Genomic DNA, 19,518 nt, shown 5'->3' with positions numbered 1-19,518 from the left:
CCGCGCAACTAATCAATGTTAGTGCAGCAGTAGAGATACTTCGGCTGCGCTCAGCATGACCGTTTTTCGGGACTGTTTATTTATTCAGGACTATTTATTCAACTATCTACACAGCTTGGTTTACTCAAGATGCTGGGGCTGGAGAAAGCTGATTTGCCATTTTTTCACTTCACCGCCACGTCCCACACCTTGGCCATGCGGGCCTTGCCGGCCGGGCCTTCCACGTTCAGCACCACGATGTACTTGCCAGCGTCTTTGTAGCGGTGCACCGGGCTTTGCTCGGTGGAGGTGGTGCCGTCGCCAAAGTCCCAGTGCCAGCGCTTGATGGGGCCGCGGCTTTCGTCGAGGAAGGTGACTTGGCGGCGGGCCATATTGGTGACGCTGAAGGACCATTGCGCCGCCAGTTTCGGCAGGTACTTGTCGGCCAGCGGCAGGAGGGTGAAGACGGTGCCCAGGCTGGAATTACCGTACATCTTGTGGTTCTTCGACAGGTTCCAGAAGCCTTTTTTGGTTTCATCTTTCACGTCGTCTTAGTCAATCACGGCCCAGGTGAGGCCGATTTTTTTGCCATCCGTCAGCACCGATTCCACGGCGCGGGCGGGGCCTTCGGTGCCGGCGTAGTCGAAGGGCGTAATCCAGAACTCGGCCGTGAGCTTGCCGCGTTGGCCGGGCCGGAAGTCATAGGAATAGGCGATGTTGGCGTAGGGCAGGCGCTTTATCCAGGGCTGACTGCCCCAGGCCAGAGCCCAATCCTTGCCCTCGGCGGGCATGAAAATGTGGTAGTTCTGCGCGTGCACGCCGTGGAAGGCGAAATAGCGCTCCATCAGCGGCAAGTCCGGATTAGGGTGCTGCTCGGCAATGAGGGGGCCGCCGGAGAGGTCGCCGTCCACGATGATTTCGAAGGTGTCGTTGTGCAGGCCGGGCTGCCTGAAATCCCAGTAGTCGTCGGTGGCTTCGTAGAGAAAATACAGCCGGTTTAGGCCCGCCACCCAGGCCACGCGCACTTTCACGTCGAGGTTGGTGGAATCGGGCTTGGGGTAGCGCTTGGAGTCGTCCCACAGCTGGTTGGTGCCCACCACGTACTCGCGCGGAAAGCTGGCCCAGTCGTCGGCCTTGCCGTCGATGCGCGGAATCATATCGGCCGGGAATTGGTAGACTTTGAAGCCACGGTCTTCCTGGGCGTGAGCGGTGGAGGCTATTGAGATACAAAAGGCGGTTACGCAGAGTGCGGCGAAGCATTTTGCTTGCGCCACCTGACGCAGTGACCTCACCCCCGGCCCTACCAGGTACGACCCCTCTCCCGCGGAGAGGGGTCGTACCTGGTAGGGCCGGGGGTGAGGTTTCGCCCACGAGGGATGTTTCGCTGCGGTCTGCATGACCGTCCTAATACTTACGCTTCAGCCACGCCTCCGGCACCGGGATGATGCAGATGTTCATGCTCTTCCCATCGGTCGAAAGCATGGCCGACTGGATTTCAATCTTCGTTCCGTCGGGGCTCATGGTGGGGTGCGGGTGGTCGGCGGCGGTTTCCTTGTGGCCGGCGGAGAGCAAGAGCATCTCGCGGGTGTGCCGGTCAATCAGGTAAATGTTGCGCGCGAAGTCGTCGCCCACGGCCCAGCGCCCGTCCGGCGAGCCGCTCACGTGCCACAGGCCGCTGCCGCTGGGCGTCTGGCCCACAATAATCATCTCGCGGGTGCGGTGGTTGACGATGCCCAGGCCGGTGGGCTTTTCGCGGGTGCCCGACGGGCCCCAGGCGGCCTCCTGGCCAGGGTTGGGGCCGCTAACGGGCGTGCCGGCGGCTACTTCCTTATTTGAGCCCGGGATTTTGCGGTGGCCCATGATGGCAATGGCCGTTTCGTCTTTGGAGATTACGGCCTCGTGCGTCACCCACTCGGTTTCGGCTTCGGGGTAAAGGGGGCGCAGGCCGGTGCCGTCGGCCAGCACCGTCCAGGTGCGCTGAGGCGACTTGCCGCCGGTTTCCCAGCAAAACACGATTTCGCCGGGCACCCAGGGGTTCGTCTGAATGTGCCCAATCTGAAACGGCACCGACACCACGTGCTTGCTGGCGCTGGTTTTCAAGTTCATGGCCGCGATGCCGGCCGGGCCGGCGCCCATGTTGCGCGGGCCGTAGTTCTGCTCCAGCTTGGTACCGGGGGCCAGGTGGCGGGCGGCTTCCTCGCGGCCCACGCGGAAGTAGGCCCAGGTTTCGTCGCCGTCGAGGGCCATGTCGCCGCCGGCTTGTAGCTCGGGCGGGGTGGTGCCGCACACGCGCTGGTAGGTGCTGGCGGGCTTCATCTTGCCGGCCTTGCTGTCGGCGAAGAGCTGGGCCAGGTCCACTTCCACAATTTGCAGCGAAGCCGGCGGGCCTTGCCGGGGCGCATCGGGGCCGGCCGGGTTGCGCATGAAATACAGCTTCATGGCGTTGCGGGCCACGTTGAGCATGCCGGTGTAGCCGCCTTCGGTTACCTGCACCAGCTCGCCGGTTTTCTCGTTCACGGCCAAGGCCTCGTTCTTCACCCGGTTCGAGCGGAAAATCAGCCATTGCCCGTCCGACGTCCACTGGTTGTGGGTCTGGTAAATTTTATTGTCGCCGACCGGCGTGCTGGTCAGGAACGTGAGCATCGTGCCCGTCACCGGGTCTTTCACCACTTTGCGCTCGGAAGGGAAACGCCGCCCAATCTGGGCCTGGGCGGAACTGACAAGCAGTAAAGCGCCGCCAAGTACGGCTAGCGTGACACGTTTTCTCATGTGTTGGGCGGGGCAGCGTGGCGGTAATGGAAACAACAGGAACGTCATGTCGAGCGCAGCCGAGACATGCGTGCTGAACTAATTGGCTTTCCGAGGCGAGATGTCTCGGCTGCGCTCGACATGACAAAACTCTAGTAGGTGCTACAGAGACTTCGACTTGACTTGTCGAATCTCCTCATTCTTAAGAGGCGCACTGTCCTGCACTCTCAGGTCGCGCACGTCTTGCAGCTTCAGCAGCGGGGCACCGGTGGGGCGCTGGGCTTGCAAGTTGCGGAGGCGGGCGCCCTGCACGTCATCCAGCAGGAGAGCGGTGCGGGTTTCCTGGCCGAGGTAATGAATGTTCACGTCCGTCAATTCGATGTTGCGTACGTGCCGAATAAAAAAGCCGTAAGCGGGCAGCACGCCAAATTTCTGGGGCTCGGGGTAGTCTTTTTCGTGCTCGGGCACCACGGCCTGCACGGCCTGCAGCGAAGCCGCGTCCAGGGGCTTATACCAGATGTTGACGTTGCTCAGGCGCACGTCCTCGATGGGGTGGCCCGGCAGGCCCGCGATGAGCGTGGCAAACCGGGAGTCGGCGTTGTACACGTTCACGTTGCTGATAATCACGCGCCGCAGCGCCCCAATGGGCGTGCCAGCCGGGCCGCGCATCCGGCCGCCCAGGCGCAGGAAAATGGGCGAGTTGATGACGTCGCGCATGGTGATGTTGCTGATGACGATGTCTTCCAGCAGGCCCCCGTCCACGGTTTCCAGCGCCAGCCCGCGGCAGTACTCAAACACGCAGTTGCTGATGGCGATGTTCCGGAAGCCGCCGTTCGACTCGGTGCCGAACTTGATGCGGCCGGTGGGGCCTTCGTGGTCGGGCACCAGGACCGCCTCGTTGCGCAGGTAGGTGCCGTTGAGGAGGGTGCCGCGGTCGTAGCCGCTCACCTGGCAGTTGGCAATGGTCACGTTTTCGGTGGTCCGGGCGTAGCCGAGGGCAAACGAGCTTTTCAGGCAAATGGCGTCGTCCCACGGCGAGTTGACGGTGCAGTTGCTTACCCGCACGTTGCGGCAGCCGTCGATGTCCAGGCCGTCGCGGTTGGTGTCAATCTTCAGGTTGTCGATGGTCAGGTTGTCGACGCCCGTGGCCAGCAGGGCAAAATGGCCTCCGTAGAGCACCGTGAAATCCTTGAGCTGCACGTTGCGGCACAGCTTCAGGGCAATGGCTTTGTTGCCCACGGGCGCGCGGTGGGGCCCTTCCCGCGTCAGGCCCTTGCCGTGGATGGTGCCCGGCCCCAAAATGGAAATATCAACCAGGTTCTCGCCCCAAATCAAGCTGTTGTGCCAATGGCTGTGCCCGAAATCCTGGTATTTGTTGTCGGCCCCCGGCTCGGGCGCGTCGTAGCCCGTGTCGCCCACCGGGGCCGCGGCCAGCAACACGGCGCCCTGGTCGAGGTACAAGGAAATGTGGCTTTGCAGCCGGATGGAGTAGCTCAGGTACTGGCCGGCCGGAAAGTACACCGTGCCGCCGCCCGCCTTGGCCGCCGCCGCAATGGCCCGGTTGATGGCTGGGCCGTCGAGGTTGCTGCTGTCGCCTTTGGCCCCAAAGTCCCGAACGTTAAAACCGGCCGTTGGCGGGGCCGCAACCGCCGGGTGCAAGCGGCCGAGCAAGACAAGAAACAGAAATGCGTATCGAAGCATTGTGGCTGGGAAAAATAACGCCCGCGGCTGCCTCGGCGGCGGGCTGCGCTTCTGCGCGCCGGCCCGGCCGGCAGCCGCTTGGCGGCGCAAGGACCGTCGGCCTTCCGCCTTCACTCTCCTGTACTCTGCTGAAGGTGCCGCGGTATTTTCCGCCCGATTAAGAAACCCGGGCGCCCGCGAGGGGCAGTCAGTCTCAACGGGGCATTTCCCTCGTACATCAGTAGGCACTTACTGCGGTCAGCGGTCGAGGTACAGCGCCGTTTTCAGGTCGTCACTCGTTGCCAAGCCCAAGCGTAAGCCCTTGACTGTATGAACGAAAACTAAGTGAACCCGTACGAGGCAAATGGCACGGTCAGTGCTTGATGCCCTCGACCGTTGCTGGTTAAATTAGTGCAGTATACGATATAATTAAGCCAACCGTAGGCCCTCACAACCGCTCCATAGCAGCCGCGTGAGGCCCACAAAGCAACGGGAACAAGCTATTGAGTAGCAGCGCAGAGCGTCAGAGTTTATCTCCTATCCAAGTACTACTGAATCGATGAACACGCTAGATAATTTCCACCAAACCGCCGACTCCTCCCCGCTGGAGTTAGGCACGCGAATCTTAGAATCGAAAGCCTGGGTAGTTTTTCGGCAAGACGACGACCAGGCCCACCTGCACATGAGCGACGAGTCGGCCATGCTGCTGATTGGCGATTTATTTATTGCCTATCCGCAAATCGAGGCGCGCGTCCGGGAGTACGTCCGCGGCAGCCTGACGGGCAAAACCTAACGTAGCAACGCTCACTCAACCAGGTCGAACACCTCCCCGCTGGCCAGCTCGTAGCGCAGCAGGCCGGCCTGCGGGTCCCAGTACGCGGCCCGCAGCTGGCTGCCCCGCAAGTAGATGGCATTGGCCCCGTTGCGAATGGCGTAGGCGCCGGGATAGCGGCGGCCGCTGGCCAGCGTCAGCGGCGCCGGCAGCAGCTTGAACACGGGGCCGCCCGGCACGTCGCTCAGGTTGCCGAGCAGGCCAGCCAAATCGAACAACAGCGTGGCGGGCCGGGTAGGCGACGTTTTGTACACCACCAGGGAAAAGCTTTGGTGGTCGCCCCCGCCGTGGTCAACGGCCGACGTAAGCGCCACGATGGTGCGAAGGGGCTGATTTTTGCCCGACTCCATCCAGTTGCAGTCCTGGTTTTCGTAAAACTCTTTGCGGGGCAGCGCCGTCAGCACATTGCTGGCGCCCCGGTTGCTGCGAAACCGAACCTGCTGGCCCGCCTCGTAGACACTGGCCCAAACCTTCTCCGCGGGAGTCAGGACAACAGGAGTGCAGTTGATGCAGCCAGTGAGCGCGAGTAGGGGCGAGAGGAGCAGCAAGAGCCTGTGCATAAACCAGTAAAAAACAGTGAAGCAGGCACGCAATACCCGCGGTTAACGGCTGGGCGGTGGCCGCGTTGCCGCGCCGGCGCCCATTAGGCCATTCACTGAGTCAAAACACCCCTTGTTACTGCTCTTGAAGCAGGCCGTGGAAACCAATTGTGCGCACACGGGAAAGGCGAAGAAGTGGGTAAACGAGGTAAAAAACGACCGTTTCGCTGAATGCTGGTTCCTGACGGGGCCTTACAGCGGCCACTGCTGGCGCAGCTGCTGGTAGCCGGCGTGGCCCTCGAGCCCGGCAATCGACTCGAACATGCTCAGGAACGTGCGCACCAGCTCCGGGTCGGCCGTGTGCATGGCCCGGGCGTCGGACAGGCGGTTGAGGTTGTACTGCCCCACGAAAATGACCAAGGCGCGGAACGGCTCCGCCGCTTCCGCGTCGACGCGGAGAAAGAGTTGCAGCGGCAGCGCCGAGAGGGGTAGGAGTGGCTCGACCCCCGCCGCTTTCTGCGCCGCGTGGTCCGAAAACAGCGCAAAGGTTTCCTGCACCTGGCGCAGCGTGGCGCCGTGCCGGCGGCGGTGCTCTTCCCAGGTCGGCTCGGGCAGCGGCTCGCCGGGCCGCAGGTGCTGCCACGCGGGCTGGACAAACTGTGCGAAGAGGCGGTTGCCCTCCCGAGCGCCGTCGGGCTCGCCCTCGTCCGCCAAGCACGCGAGGTAAAACTCCCGGGAGTCCCGCACCCGCTCGAGCAGCAGCGCGTGGATGCGGTCGGTGAGGGCGTGCAGCTCGCGGGGGGCGGGGCCGGGCTGGCAGGCGAGAAAAAACGTGCCGATGGCGGCCGTGTCCGTCAGGACGGCCAGGTACTCGCTGCCGGCCGCTTTTTGCAAGAACTCGGCCACCTCGGCCAACACCGGCCGGTAGCCTTTGTGCAGCTCGCGGGTCGCGTCGCTGATGGTGGCGACGGCCTGCCGGATTTGCTGGTCAATCAGGTGGTTGGAATGGGCCAACGCCTGGGTTTCGCGGGTCATTTGCTGCATCTGGTTCAGGGCCTGGTCGGCGTTGCGCGAGGCCTCGTGCGCCGCTTTCCAGCTTTGGAAGGCCGTGAACAAGCCCAGGAAGGACGCCACGCTGCCGATGACGGCGTAATGCGCGTCGAAGGCGTGGTCGACGAACAGGGCGGCGGTGACGAGGGCAATGAAAAGCAGCAGGTAGAAAAGGCCGCTGCGGTCGGGGTCGAGAAGGAATCGGCGAAGCATGGCCGGTATACGCGAGGCGAAGCTCGACGTCGACCAACCCCGCACTTGGTGGGCAGCCAGGTGCTGCAGCGCCGGGCGAGTTTACGAAACTCGTCTCCGATTCAAGGTTTACTAAACGTGCTGAGGGGAACGGATTTTGTAAACTCTCAAGCCGAGCCGTGCGAGAGGCGATGCGGCGCTGGCGGGAGGTAGCGTATGGAATCTGCTGGCGTAGATATTTTGCCCGGGCATAGGGCATCCGGTGCGGTCTCGGCGCGGGGCTTGCGCGGCAAGCTTGCGTAAAGGGGCACGCGTTAAAATTCAATGAAAGGTTTAGGAAAACGGTCGGAATGGCAAGAGGAGCGTTTACCGGCAGGCGCTTTTCATCAGGCGCTTGATGTCTTTTTCCGCAGCGGGAGTATAGCTCCATTCCAGGGCTTGCCGCAACGCCTCACACGCCCCATGGGAGTCGTTGGTTTTTAGGTGGGCCTGCGCGAGGAGGTAGTAAAAGGGGCCTTTGTCGCGGGAGGGCACAAGCTTGAGGCATTGTAGCAAGTCTGCAATGGCCGCCGCGTGGTTACCGGCATCGGTGTGGGCCACGGCCCGGTTGGCGTAGGCGCTGAGGTAGTGCGCGTTGATGCGAATCGCCTGCGTGAAATCCGCCACGGCCTGGGGGTACTGCTTTTGCCCGTAGCGCAACCAGCCCCGATTCAGGTAGGAGACGGAATCCTGTGGGTTCAGCTGCACGGCGCGGCTCAGGTATTGGCCGGCGCGGGCCGTGTCCTGCTGCAGGAGGCACCAATAGCCGGTTCTCCCGTGCGCAAACGCATTGTCAGGAGCCAGCGCCAGCAGTTGTTCGTTCGTCGCAATGGCCCCGGCGTAATCCCGTCGCAACGACTGGTGGTAGGCTTGGCTGGCGTAGTATTTCAGCAAGGCTGCGTTGCCTGTGTCGAGGCGCTTGCCGATTTGCATAAACCGTTCGGCTTCCTCCGGCTGGCCTTGTTGCTGCAGGTAGGCACTGAAGCCGTAGTACACGTCGGCCGCCGTGGAATCGAGTAGCCAGGCTTGATTGAAGCGCTTGATGGCCGTGGGCGCGTGGTCCGTGGCCAAGTAGTGCCACCCGAAGTTGACGTGGGCCTGCATGGCGGCGTGGGCAGTGCCGTACTGGCGCAGGCTCTGCGCAAGAAACTGTGCGTCGGCTTCGAGTTGCGCCGCCGTCTTGGTCAGCCCACCGTAGCGCGGCCGCTCGTTGATTCGGTCTTTGGCCCGTAGCGCATCCGATTGGAGATATTTAGGAGTGGAGCGGGTAGTATTCTGCGCTTTTGCAGCCAGTTGCATCCCCAGCAAGGCGAGTACGGCCCCTATTACGATTCGGAACATCATGGTGTGCGAGAATCCCAACGGTGGAACCGTCGCAACCGCGACGTGCTGAAGGGAGCCCAAACCTACTTCCGCGCCCCTGCCGGCGCAATTAAATAAAGAGCGCTGCCAGACTTTTCACCGGTTCAAATCATTCATTAAACAACTGGAAACCAATTGCATACTTGCATGGCATGAGACATTGGTTACTTGGCTAGATGTAAAGTAATTAAGTTTAACAAAACGGTAGAATTGACGGGCATCAGTCTCTTTAGCAACCAACGCACCCGCAAGCATCTGCACGCCGCCCTTCCCCAAGAGCACGGCTGCCCCAAAGGGCTTAGCGCGGTCCTCTTTGTTGCCGCGGCGGTGCAACTAAGTGCCGCACCAACCGGTCAGGGCCACAGGAAGCGGTGGCCGGCTTCCCTGCTGCCTTCGCCTGGTTTCACCTTTAACCGTCGTACCCCGATGCAAAAACTTTTCCCCCACCTGCTCAGCTTTTTGCTCCTGACGCTGTTCTCCTGCACCCGCCCCGAAGAGCCGCAGCCTGAAGACGCCTACTATGACGCTTTCACCCCGCGGCTGGTGTCCCGCGCCGTGCTCGAGGCGTGGGTGCAGGCCCTGCCGCCCCGGGCCCTGCACGCCGCCGGCAAGATTTACCTGCAAGGTCAGTACCTGTTTGTCAATGAACCCTACGAAGGCATCCACGTCATCGACAACCGCAACCCGGCGCGGCCTCGGCCGGTGAGTTTCCTGCGCATTCCGGGCAATATCGACCTGGCCTTGAAAGGCAGCCTGCTCTACGCCGACAACGGCCCCGACCTGGTCACCCTCGACGTGAGCAACCCCGGGGCAGCCGTGGTAAAAAGCCGCGTGCGCGATGCGTTCCGGGAACTGCCCATGCCGGAATGGGGACCGTTGGCCCCATCGGCCACGCCGGATAAACGCCCGGCGAATACCGTGGTCGTGGGCTGGAAGAAGATAAAAGTAGCCTATCCCGCAGGTAACAATCCCAGCGGCTGGGGGGGTGGAGGGGTGGGAACCTGCCCATGGCGTTTGCCAACACGTCGTCGGCGAGCCCGGGCACGGGCGCGGCGGGCAAGGGCGGCTCGCTGGCGCGGTTCGCGGTCCTGGGCGACCACCTCTATACGGTCGACACCAACAGCCTGCGCCTGTTCAGCCTGACCAATCCGACCACGCCCACGGCGGGCCCCAAGCTGGGCTTGATGTTTGGCGTCGAAACGATTTTTCCGAAAGACCATTACCTGTTCCTGGGCACCCAGCGCGGCATGTACATCTTCGACGTGGCCCAGGCCGCGGCGCCGCGGCAGGTCGCCTACTACCAGCACGTCGTGAGCTGCGACCCGGTAGTGGTCGACGACCAGTATGCCTACGTGACGCTGCGCGCGGGCCAAAGCTGCGGCGGCGGCGTCAACCAACTCCAGGTCATCGACCTGACCACCCTGAGCGCCCCGCGCCTGGCAAAGTCCTACCCCATGACCGGCCCCCGTGGCCTGGGCGTCGACGGCCACACGCTTTTCGTGTGCGACAAGGGCGGCCTGAAGGTGTTCAACACCGCGCAGTCGCCCGCGCTGACGCAGACGCAAGTGTTTCCCGTGAAGGTGTTTGACGTGATTCCAAACAACGGCACGTTGCTGGCCGTTGGCGCCGCCGGCCTCCACCAATTCGCTTACACCGGCACCACGCTCCAACCGCTGAGTCTGCTGCCCATCACGCCCACGCCGCGGCGATGAAGCCCGTCGGTTCTTTCGCGGGGCGTCGCGCGTGGCGGTTGGCCACGGCGGGCGCTCCCACGGACAGAAGATGCCTGTCCGCCGGGCGCTGGTGGTGAAGGTGCTGCCGGCGTGCCTCGTTGAGGCGCAACACCTGGCGCAAATCGTCGGTCAGGGCTTCAAAGACGCGGGAGTCGCGCCAACGCGCCCGCTGCTGGTAGCACGCGGCCCAGGGCGGCAAATCGTGGGGCAGGTAGCGCCCGGTGCAGCCCATGCGCACCACGTAGCGTAAGGCGTCAAACAACTCACGCAGCGGATATTGCCGCTGGCTGGCATCTTCTCGTACCAGCAAGTAGGTACAGCAGTAAAAACGCCCATTCCTCGTCCGTGACGTCGCTTAGGTAAGCGCGGCGGGTAACTTCCCTACCCGTTAATTTCGCTCACAAGTCCATGACACTCTGTATGTATAGGGCCTCAGCTTTGAACGCCTCATCTTGTCCACTTAAGAACGAAATAATTGAAGCAGAATAAGTGATGTCACAATCGTTCAATTGTTTCTGCTTTGTACTAAGATGAACAATTATCTGATGGTCAAACGAACAGATGAATTGCTGAGGCTTGGTCTTCAGACACAGTGCAATTAATATTATTCTTTATGGCAAATAAAATTAGATTATTTACAAAGCCAGATGTCCGCTTTTATCTCTTTTTGTCCTTTTTACCAAACTTTTAGCTTACGTTATTTGCGCTGTACTCACTGACCTGAGTATCTATTTCCACCTTTTCTTTACTCCTATGAAAAAAGTTAATGTAGTATTCTCCCTGGCGGTGTTGCTAGCGGGCGGACTTTCCCTAGATGCCAATGCGGTAAAAGCTAGCATGGCGTCCGCTACTTCTGCGAAAGCCCTGTACCCGGACAATGACTTCTTCTTCTACGGTTTAGCAGATGGTCGCGCTTTCGGAGAAGCTGCCGCTGCTCAATACGGTTACAGAACACCAAATTTTAATGCGATAATGGCCGCAGAAATCGAGCAGGCGCAAGCAAACGCGCAGGCCTCGACCGACGCCGATGACCAATACTACTGGTACGGTTATAAAACAGGCCTTCAGCAAAGACGATAGTTGTAGTATGCTCTTTGGCAACACTCTCGAGTTTTGATAGCCGTGCTCTAGCCGTAGGTTTTTTGCCCAGTAATTAATACTAATTCACTTACCCAAGTGAATTAGGGAGAGTTAACGAAAAAAGCCTCCCGTTTCTGGGAGGCTTTTTTCGTTTGCAAACGATAGCGGTCTGGACGGGACTCGAACCCGCGACCTCCGCCGTGACAGGGCGGCATTCTAACCAACTGAACTACCAAACCGTTTGCCGAGTGGAAAACTGTGTGTTTTCCGTTTTGGTGCTGCAAAGGTAGGGGAGAAAAATTGCGGGCTGCAAGCAATGGCTGAAGTTTTTTCTGGAAACAGCGCCCTTCTGAAGCTTGCGGGTTGTTTTTCAGGGGGATTAATTTTTCGCTAAGGCCGCAACGGTGGATGTTTTACCTTTGCCACCCGCTTTCGTGGCGGCAGGAGCGGCGCAGGTCGCGGGTTCGAGTCCCGTCTTGCCCGATGCCCTGGTATTTTCGCCTTTCCACTCCCGCAAATTCCCTCCGCAGCCCATGCTCCTTGATTTTGAACAACCCATTGCTTCCCTCGAAGGCAAGCTCATCGAAATGCAAAAGCTGGCCGCCGAGAGCGACGTCGACGTGCGCGAAGCCGTGGCGGCTCTCGAAGCCAGAATCAAGGCCCTCAAAAAAGAAACCTACGCCAATCTCACCCGCTGGCAGCGGGTGCAGCTGTCGCGTCACCCCGACCGGCCCTACACCCTGGACTACATCGAGGGCATGGCCTCCACATTTGTGGAGCTGCACGGCGACCGCACCGTGGGCGACGACAAAGCCATGGTAGGCGGTTTTGGCGAAATAGCCGGCCAGACCGTCATGTTTGTGGGCCAGCAAAAGGGGCACAACACCAAGCAGCGCCAGTACCGCAACTTCGGCATGCCCAACCCCGAGGGCTACCGCAAGGCCCTGCGTCTGATGAAGCTGGCCGAGAAGTTCAACGTGCCGGTGGTGACGCTCATCGACACGCCCGGCGCCTTTCCGGGGCTGGAAGCCGAGGAGCGGGGCCAGGGCGAAGCCATTGCCCGCAACCTGAAGGAGATGTTTATGCTGAAGGTGCCCGTGATTTGCGTCATCATCGGCGAGGGCGCCAGCGGCGGGGCCCTGGGCATTGCCATTGGCGACCGGGTGCTGATGCTGGAAAACACGTGGTATTCGGTGATTTCGCCGGAGTCGTGCAGCAGCATTCTGTGGCGCTCCTGGGATTACAAGGAGCAGGCTGCCGAGGCCCTCAAGCTCACCGCCACCGACATGCACAAAGCCGGCCTCGTGGATGGCATCGTGAAAGAACCGCTGGGTGGCGCCCACACCGCGCCCGAGCAAATGATTGAAACCCTGAAAAACACGCTGGTTAAAACGCTGAAAGAGCTGTCTGCCATTTCAGCCGAAGACCGCATCAGCCAGCGCATCGACAAGTTTTCGGCCATGGGCGTGGTGGTGGAATAGTATAGGGTATGAGGGCATGGGGGTAGGAGGGTTTGAGTTTTCGCGATGCCCTCTTTAAGCCTGCGTATGGCCGCCGTACACCCTCATGCCCTCTTACCCTAAAAAGATGACTCTTCACACCATCGATACCGGCTTGTTCAAACTTGACGGCGGCGCCATGTTTGGCGTGGTGCCGAAAAGCATGTGGCAGAAGCTGAATCCGCCCGATGCCAACAACATGTGCACTTGGGCCATGCGCTGTCTGCTGATTGAAGACGGCGGCCGCCTGCTGCTCATCGACAATGGCATTGGCGAAAAGCAGGACGAGAAGTTTCGGGGCCATTTTTACTTGCACGGCGACGACACCCTGGAAAAGTCGCTGCGGAAACTGGGCTTCTCGAGCGCCGACATCACCGACGTGTTTCTGACCCACCTGCACTTCGACCACTGCGGGGGCTCGGTGCAGCGCCGGCCCGATGGCGTGCTGGAAGTGGCCTTCCCCAACGCCACGTACTGGAGCAACGAGGCACACTGGAACTGGGCCGTAACGCCCAACCCGCGCGAAAAAGCGAGTTTTTTGAAAGAGAACATTCTGCCCATTCAGGAAAGCGGGCGCTTGCGGTTCGTGGGGTTGCAAGGTGGCGTGCCCGAGGCGCTGCCGCAGTTCCGCGAAATCATCATGGCCGACGGGCACACCGAGAAGATGATGGTGCCGGTGCTGGAGTACAAGGGCCGCACGTTGGCGTTTATGGCCGATTTGCTGCCCAGCGCGGGGCACATTCCGTTGCCTTACGTGATGGGCTACGACATGCGCCCGCTCGTGACCATGAGTGAAAAAGAAGCCGTGTTGCGCCGCGCGGCCGACGAAAACTGGGTGCTGCTGCTTGAGCACGACCCCATCCACGAAGCCTGCACCGTGCAGCACACCGACAAGGGCGTGCGCCTGAGCGAAACGCTGCAACTGGTGGATTTGTGAGGTAGTGAGGTGGCGGAATAGGTAGAAACTGTAAGAGCTTAAATTCGGTACAAGCAGCGTGCAGCCCTCACCTCAATCCACCAGCCCACCCATCCGCCAACCCGCCAAATTGGGATTGGCCTTGTCCGGGGGAGGAGCGCGCGGCATTGCGCACCTCGGCGTGTTGGCTGCCTTGGACGAATTGGAGCTGCCCGTGGCCCAACTGGCGGGGGTGAGCTCGGGGGCCATTGCGGGCGTGTTTTACGCCGCCGGCTTTCCGCCGCGGGAAATCCTGCAGCTGCTGACCACCACCAACCTGTTTCGGCTCACGCGGCCCGCATTCAGCCGCTTCGGGCTGCTGCACTTCGACGCGGTGGAGGCCCTGATAGCGCGGCACCTGGGGGCCAAGCTCACGTTCGAGGACCTGCGCTGCCCGCTCACGCTGGTGGCCACCGACCTGATGGCCGGCGAGTCGGTGTACTTCAAGACCGGGCCGCTGCTGCCGCCGCTGCTGGCCTCGTCGGCGGTGCCCATTGTGTACCGGCCGGTGGAGTACCAGGGGCGCCAGTTGGTGGACGGCGGCCTGCTCAACAACCTGCCCGTGGAGCCCCTGCTGGGCCAGAACGACTTGCGCGTGGTGGGCGTGCACTGCAACCCCGTGAACCGGGAGGCCCGCGTGTCCAACATGCGCCGCCTCGTGGAGCGCACCTTGCACCTGGCCATCAACGCCAACACGGCCTCGCGCAAGGCCCTGTGCCACCTGCTGCTGGAGCCGCCCGACCTCTGCCACTACCGCCCCCTGAGCTACAAGCGCGCCCCGGAACTGTTTGAGATTGGCTACCGCTACACCCTGAGCCAGGCCGCCGAATTGCGGGCGCTGCTCTAGCCGCCGCGGCGCATACTTTGCCCTAAAAGGCCATCTTTGTACCGCGGCCCGAACAGGAGATGGCCGGTTTTCACAGCACATCCGCACATTCTTTCATCAATTCATTACTCAATGCCCGCCCGTAAAAACTCTACTTTCTGGTATTACATGGCCAAATTCGTTTTCTGGGTTGCCGGCTGGAAATTGGGCGAAATCCACAACCCGGAAATCAAGAAAAGCATGATGATTGCGGCCCCGCACACCAGCAACTGGGACCTCATCCTGGCCCGGGCCGCCTTCTACCTCATGGACGTGGACGTGCGCTTCACCGTGAAAAAAGAGTGGACCGAGCACTGGCTGCTGGGCGGCATGGTGCGTACCGTGGGCGGCCTGCCCGTGGACCGCAGCAAGAACAACAGCCTCGTCGACGGCATGGTGAAGCTGTTCGACCAGCACGAGGAGCTGGTCATCCTCATCACCCCGGAAGGCACGCGCGCCTACCAGCCGCGCTGGCGCAAGGGCTACTACTTTGCGGCCCTGAGCGCCCACGTGCCCATTCGACTGGGGTACCTGGACTACCGCCTCAAGGAAGCCGGCATCGGCGAGGCCGTGTTCCCCACGGGCGATTACGAGGCGGACGAGGCCAAAATCAAGGCGTTTTACCGCACCAAAACCGGCCGCTTTCCGGAAAAGGGCGTCCGCTAGTTCACCCGAATCTTCGGCTCAAATCCTTACCTTACGCCCATGGAAAAGGTCGTTACCCTGCTCTGGGTGCTCGTGGCCGTTGGCGCGTTCATCTTCCGCATTGTCATGAAGATGCGCGACACCGTGGCCCGCGAAAGCCAGGAACGGCCCGCGCGCCCCGATGCGAACGTGCCCGGCCTGCCCACGGCTACCTTCCAGGAGATGCTGCGGCAGATGCAATCCCGCAACGCCCAGCCCGAGGGCGTCCCCGCTCAGCCGGGTCCGGCCCCCGCACCGCCCGCAGTGGTGCCCGGGCCTCGCACCCTGGGCGGGCGTCCCATGCCGCGGGAAGTGGCACGGCCTGCCCGCTCGCAGGAGCGTACCACCGTGCGGCAAACCTCGCTGGAGGCCCCTGCCACGGCCAGGGCCCGCTATGCGCCCGCCCTGCCAGCCCGCCGCTCATCCACCTTGCCCCGTGCTTCTTTTGAAGCGCCCACGCCGGTTCTGCACCCCACGCCTGGCAAGCAAGTTGATTCGGCGGCGCCCACCAGCGACTCCCTGCGCCGCTTGCTCAGCAACCCCGAGAGCATGCGAGTGGCCTTTGTGCTAAGCGAGGTGCTCCAGCGCAAGTATTAAGCAGGTAAGAATGTAGCGCGAACTTTGTGGTTCGCGTCCCCGGCGGACACCCGAACGATGCTAACGGCGCGGGGACGCGAACTACAAAGTTCGCGCTACTGTCCGCACTGGTACATCAATCTCAGAGCAAGGACCCGTAAAAAGCTACTGTGCCTAAGAGGCACTCAGCCCGCCGTTCTGCATGCAATTCGATTATTTGCCCGCCTAAGCTAATCTTGGGTGAGGGCGTAGGCCACCAGGTTGGCGCCCATGCGCAGGGCGGCGTCGTGGGTGGCGGGGGTGTCTTCGGGGTAGGTGCCGAGGTCCTCCCAGCCGTTGCCCAGGTCGCACTCGAAGCTGTAGAAGCACACCAACCGGCCTTTGTAGACCAGGCCGAAGCCCTGGGCGCGCTTGGCGTCGTGCTCGTGCACCTTGGGCAAGCCGCGCGGAAATTGGTATTTCTGATGGTAAATGGGGTGGGTAAAGGGCAACTCCACAAACTCCAGCTCGGGAAATACCTTTTTCATTTCGGGCCGGATGAATTTGTCGAGGCCGTAGTTGTCGTCGATGTGGAGGAAGCCGCCGCCCGTGAGGTAGCGGCGCAGGTTTTTGGCCTCCGCGGCGGTGAAGCTCACGTTGCCGTGGCCGGTCATGTGCACGAAGGGGTAGGTGAGGAGCTCGGGCGCGTCGAGCTCCACGGTGGCTTCGTCGGGCGCGATGTTGGTTTTCAGCGCCTGGTTGCAGAACTGAATCAGGTTGGGCAGCGAGGTTTTGTTGGCGTACCAGTCGCCGCCGCCGCCGTAGTGCAGCTTGGCAATTTTGAAGCTGTAGGTGGAAGGTGCCGCCGCGGTGAGCGACAGCAGCAGGCAGAAACTCAGCAGCAGGTGTTTGAGCATGGCAGCGTAGGGCATAAGAGCTTAGCAGATGACCCGATAAGCCCGTGGAGAAGGGTAAAGTTCGACAGAAAACGAATTCAGAGGTACAGGCACCATGCCACGGTCGCCAGTGCGTGGCGGCGGGTTGCGTAGCGTGCCGGACTTATCGCAAGCATGGCGGCACGGAGCAAGCCACGTCCATTTCACGGCTCAGCCCTCGTTCAAGGGCAAAAGCTTCTGCTTGAGCTTGGGAAAGTCGATGGGCTTCACCAGGAAGTCGCTGGCCCCGAGCTGCATGGCTTTGGCGTAGCTTTTTTCGTCGCCGTAAGCCGTAATCATCATCACGGCGGGTGGTGGGTTGGGGTGGTCCTGCTTGATGCGGCTGAGCAGCTCCAGGCCGCTCATGCCGGGCATGTTGATGTCGGAGAGAATGAGCACGACCTCCGAGTAGTGGTGCTCCTGGGTGAGGTAATTCAGGGCCTCCTCGCCCGAGAAAGCGAATGTGAAGGAAAACAGCCCGGCGCGGATTTCACGCCGAAAACGCTGCTCAAACAGCAGGCGCACGTCTGCTTCGTCGTCGACAACCAGAATTTTCATCATGATTTACACGGAGTAAGTAAGGACCTGCGGCTTGTCGTCGGTCACGGGCAGGCAAACCGTGAACTCGGTATACGCGCCTTCCCGGGTGTCGACGGTGAGCGTGCCGCCGTGGCCCTTGGTCACGATGTCGTAGCTGAGGGACAGGCCCAGGCCGGTGCCTTCGCCCACGGGCTTGGTGGTGAAGAAGGGCTGGAAGATTTTCTGGCGCACCGCCTCCGGAATGCCCCGGCCGTTGTCGCGCACCCGAATGGCCACCTGCCCGTAGCCGGTGCGTTGCGTCGAGACGCTGACTTCGGGCTGGTAGCCGGGCTCGCCCAGCTGCTGGCGCTCGTGCACGGCGTAAAAGGCGTTGTTGAAGAGGTTGAGCAGCACCCGGCCCAGGTCCTGCGGCACCACGTCCACGGGCTTTAGCCGCTCGTCAAGGTCGGCGTGGAAACGGGCGTTGAAGGATTTGTCTTTGGCCCGCAGGCCGTGGTAGGAGAGGCGCAGGTACTCGTCGCACAGGGGATTGAGGTTGGTGAGCTGGCGTTCGCCCGACTTGGCCCGCGAGTGCTCCAGCATGCTTTTCACGATGCCGTCGGCGCGCTGGCCGTGGTGGGTGATTTTTTCGAGGTCCTGGGTGATTTCGCCCACCAGCTCGTCGGCGTCTTCCCGCTTGTCCATGGGCAGCGCCCGCAGCGGCCCTTCCACGAGCTCGGCCAGCAGCTCGACGGCCACGCTGGCGAAGTTGTTGACGAAGTTGAGCGGGTTCTGGATTTCGTGGGCAATGCCGGCGGTGAGCTCGCCCAGCGACGCCATCTTTTCTTTCTGAATGAGCTGCTGCTGGGTTTCCTGCAGGTTGGTGAGGGTGTGTTGCAGGGCGGCGGTGCGCTGCTGCACCAGCCGCTCCAGAGTTTCGTTTTGCTGGGCCAACAGCTGCTGCTTTTCCCGCTGCTGGGTGAGCATTTGGGTGGAGAGGCGGCGCACTTCGGCCAGCTTGATGGCCAGCAGGCGGCTGGAGATGGCAAAGCGCCGCGTCAGAAACAACGAAATGGCCAACACGGGGCTCAAAAAAGCCGGGAAGGTGAGCAGCGTGTGCAGCGGAATGTAAAGCACCTCCACTTGCAGCAGCGCGGGGTAGTACTTGGCCATGAAGGCAAACAAAAGCAGCAGCCCCAGCGCCACCCCGAAGCCCGCCGCCACAATGCCCGCGCCTTGCTTGGTGCGGCGCAGCGCCCCCAGCGTGAGGCGCAGCTGCTCGGCCGTGACCAGCACCATGAAGGCCACCGTGGGGTACCAGCTCAGCCCCTGGCCAAACGTGAGCAGCAGCAAGCTGGCGGCATTGGCCACCCACAGGCCAACGTAGGTGGGCCCCACGCGCACGCTAAACAGGCTGTAGAGCGCGCGCACCGCCAGGACGCTGCCCGTGTGCAGGCACACGTAGGAAAGCACGTCCACGCCCAGGCGCCAGCCCGAGTGGCCGACTTCGTCCAGAAAGCCGGTGCAGCAAAAACTGCCTGCTTGCAGCAGCGTGTATAGGGCGAAGTAACGGTTGGCACGCTGGGCGGCGTTGTACACATAAAACGCCAAATGCAGCAGGCTAAGCAACAAAAACGCCCCGAACAGCAGCATGTCGGCGGTTTTGTAGGTGGCCTCGTGCCGCTGGTTTTGCAGCAGCTGCGGCAGCCCGTCGAGGCGGGTTTCCAGAAAAACGGGCACAAAAAAGTCGCTGAACCCCTCGAATGGTGCCCAGTGGGCGTAGCGCACGGCCAGCACCTGCTCGCCCGTGCCCGTGATGGGCAGTTCGATGGGCTCGCCGTCGGGCCAGTGCGGCACCACCCGTGCGGGGTCGGTGCTCAGGGTGCCGTAGCGCCGCAGCAGGCGGCCGTTGAGGTAGATTTCCGAGGCGGCGTATTGGAAAACGCCCAGCGCCAGGGCCTGGTGCTGCAGGGCCGGACTCACCCGGAAACGCAGCCGCAGCCAACCCACGCCGGCTTGGCGCACCTGCGGGAGCTGGCGTGGGCTTTGGGCGGGGTCGATGGGTTGCCACGGCCCTTCGTCCACGGTGGGCAGGGCCCAGGCGGGGTCGTCGCCGGCCCGGAACGTCCAGCCCCGCTTCAACACCAGGCCCGTGGATGGCATGGCTTCCACCGTGACTACCGGAGGCGGCCCGGCGGGCGGAGCCGCCCACGCCTGCGCCGACCATGCCACGAGCATCAACCAGAGCACTATCGGCAGAGCGGACGACATG

The 19,518-nt window shown here is 61.9% G+C and carries 19 protein-coding genes and 1 tRNA gene; 8 read left to right on the top strand and 12 right to left on the bottom strand.

The annotated features are described in order from the left end of the window. Positions 1-164 precede the first annotated feature (164 nt). From VF629_RS21335 to VF629_RS21320, 4 genes are all read right to left on the bottom strand, one after another. On the bottom strand, positions 165-524 hold the full coding sequence (locus VF629_RS21335; protein ID WP_331060534.1) for a PKD domain-containing protein: 360 nt from the start codon (positions 522-524) through the stop codon (positions 165-167). 6 nt (positions 525-530) lie between these two features. Beyond that, positions 531-1,136, bottom strand: a complete 606-nt coding sequence (locus tag VF629_RS21330) for a hypothetical protein (protein ID WP_331060533.1) — start codon at positions 1,134-1,136, stop codon at positions 531-533. 247 nt (positions 1,137-1,383) lie between these two features. Beyond that, positions 1,384-2,748 carry a hypothetical protein gene (locus VF629_RS21325; protein WP_331060532.1) on the bottom strand — a complete coding sequence of 455 codons (1,365 nt, stop codon included), beginning with the start codon at positions 2,746-2,748 and terminating at the stop codon, positions 1,384-1,386. Between the two features lie 141 nt (positions 2,749-2,889). Next, a complete protein-coding gene (locus VF629_RS21320) occupies positions 2,890-4,428 on the bottom strand; it encodes a rhamnogalacturonidase (RefSeq protein WP_331060531.1) in 1,539 nt (512 codons plus the stop codon). A 538-nt stretch (positions 4,429-4,966) separates the two neighbouring features. Between VF629_RS21320 and VF629_RS21315 the strand changes: the two genes are divergently transcribed. After that, positions 4,967-5,200, top strand: coding sequence for a hypothetical protein (locus tag VF629_RS21315; RefSeq protein WP_331060530.1), 234 nt, complete (start codon positions 4,967-4,969; stop codon positions 5,198-5,200). 11 nt (positions 5,201-5,211) lie between these two features. Here the strand turns inward: VF629_RS21315 and VF629_RS21310 are convergent, their stop codons facing one another. The 3 genes from VF629_RS21310 to VF629_RS21300 all read right to left on the bottom strand — a co-directional run bounded on the left by VF629_RS21310 (position 5,212) and on the right by VF629_RS21300 (position 8,403). Continuing rightward, positions 5,212-5,799 (bottom strand): hypothetical protein, encoded by a 588-nt coding sequence (locus tag VF629_RS21310; RefSeq protein WP_331060529.1) that lies wholly within the window; start codon positions 5,797-5,799, stop codon positions 5,212-5,214. Between the two features lie 231 nt (positions 5,800-6,030). Beyond that, positions 6,031-7,041 (bottom strand): hypothetical protein, encoded by a 1,011-nt coding sequence (locus tag VF629_RS21305; RefSeq protein ID WP_331060528.1) that lies wholly within the window; start codon positions 7,039-7,041, stop codon positions 6,031-6,033. Between the two features lie 345 nt (positions 7,042-7,386). Further along, entirely contained in the window at positions 7,387-8,403 is a 1,017-nt protein-coding gene (locus tag VF629_RS21300; protein ID WP_331060527.1) for a tetratricopeptide repeat protein, read from the bottom strand. A gap of 444 nt (positions 8,404-8,847) precedes the next feature. Here VF629_RS21300 and VF629_RS21295 point away from each other — a divergent pair, with 444 nt between their 5' ends. Continuing rightward, positions 8,848-9,564 carry a hypothetical protein gene (locus tag VF629_RS21295; RefSeq protein WP_331060526.1) on the top strand — a complete coding sequence of 239 codons (717 nt, stop codon included), beginning with the start codon at positions 8,848-8,850 and terminating at the stop codon, positions 9,562-9,564. Positions 9,565-10,110: 546 nt separating this feature from the next. Here VF629_RS21295 and VF629_RS21290 read toward each other — a convergent pair. Beyond that, a complete protein-coding gene (locus VF629_RS21290; protein ID WP_331060525.1) occupies positions 10,111-10,464 on the bottom strand; it encodes a transposase in 354 nt (117 codons plus the stop codon). A 443-nt stretch (positions 10,465-10,907) separates the two neighbouring features. Between VF629_RS21290 and VF629_RS21285 the strand changes: the two genes are divergently transcribed. Continuing rightward, entirely contained in the window at positions 10,908-11,234 is a 327-nt protein-coding gene (locus VF629_RS21285; RefSeq protein ID WP_331060524.1) for a hypothetical protein, read from the top strand. Positions 11,235-11,399: 165 nt separating this feature from the next. Here the strand turns inward: VF629_RS21285 and VF629_RS21280 are convergent. Continuing rightward, positions 11,400-11,473, bottom strand: a tRNA-Asp gene (locus VF629_RS21280). A gap of 294 nt (positions 11,474-11,767) precedes the next feature. Here VF629_RS21280 and VF629_RS21275 point away from each other — a divergent pair. From VF629_RS21275 to VF629_RS21255, 5 genes are all read left to right on the top strand, one after another. Next, a complete protein-coding gene (locus tag VF629_RS21275) occupies positions 11,768-12,715 on the top strand; it encodes an acetyl-CoA carboxylase carboxyltransferase subunit alpha (protein ID WP_331060523.1) in 948 nt (315 codons plus the stop codon). 106 nt (positions 12,716-12,821) lie between these two features. Next, positions 12,822-13,670: an MBL fold metallo-hydrolase gene (locus VF629_RS21270; RefSeq protein WP_331060522.1), complete on the top strand. Its 849-nt coding sequence runs from the start codon at positions 12,822-12,824 to the stop codon at positions 13,668-13,670. Between the two features lie 58 nt (positions 13,671-13,728). Further along, positions 13,729-14,535: a patatin-like phospholipase family protein gene (locus VF629_RS21265; RefSeq protein ID WP_331060521.1), complete on the top strand. Its 807-nt coding sequence runs from the start codon at positions 13,729-13,731 to the stop codon at positions 14,533-14,535. A gap of 147 nt (positions 14,536-14,682) precedes the next feature. Further along, positions 14,683-15,219: a 1-acyl-sn-glycerol-3-phosphate acyltransferase gene (locus VF629_RS21260; RefSeq protein ID WP_331060520.1), complete on the top strand. Its 537-nt coding sequence runs from the start codon at positions 14,683-14,685 to the stop codon at positions 15,217-15,219. A gap of 39 nt (positions 15,220-15,258) precedes the next feature. Next, positions 15,259-15,834, top strand: a complete 576-nt coding sequence (locus tag VF629_RS21255) for a hypothetical protein (protein ID WP_331060519.1) — start codon at positions 15,259-15,261, stop codon at positions 15,832-15,834. Positions 15,835-16,043: 209 nt separating this feature from the next. On the opposite strand, the gene VF629_RS21250 is transcribed toward VF629_RS21255, so the two are convergent. From VF629_RS21250 to VF629_RS21240, 3 genes are all read right to left on the bottom strand, one after another. Further along, entirely contained in the window at positions 16,044-16,709 is a 666-nt protein-coding gene (locus tag VF629_RS21250) for a DUF4159 domain-containing protein (RefSeq protein ID WP_414653919.1), read from the bottom strand. A gap of 189 nt (positions 16,710-16,898) precedes the next feature. Continuing rightward, the gene (locus VF629_RS21245; RefSeq protein WP_331060535.1) at positions 16,899-17,285 is read right to left on the bottom strand and encodes a response regulator; all 387 of its coding nucleotides are present in this window, start codon (positions 17,283-17,285) and stop codon (positions 16,899-16,901) included. 6 nt (positions 17,286-17,291) lie between these two features. Continuing rightward, positions 17,292-19,517, bottom strand: coding sequence for a sensor histidine kinase (locus VF629_RS21240; protein ID WP_331060517.1), 2,226 nt, complete (start codon positions 19,515-19,517; stop codon positions 17,292-17,294). Position 19,518 lies beyond the last annotated feature (1 nt).

The organism is Hymenobacter sp. (assembly GCF_036388155.1).
GTDB lineage: Bacteria > Bacteroidota > Bacteroidia > Cytophagales > Hymenobacteraceae > Hymenobacter.
Note: the sequence above shows the minus strand (reverse complement) of the source record. Positions and strands in the feature narration are given on the sequence as shown.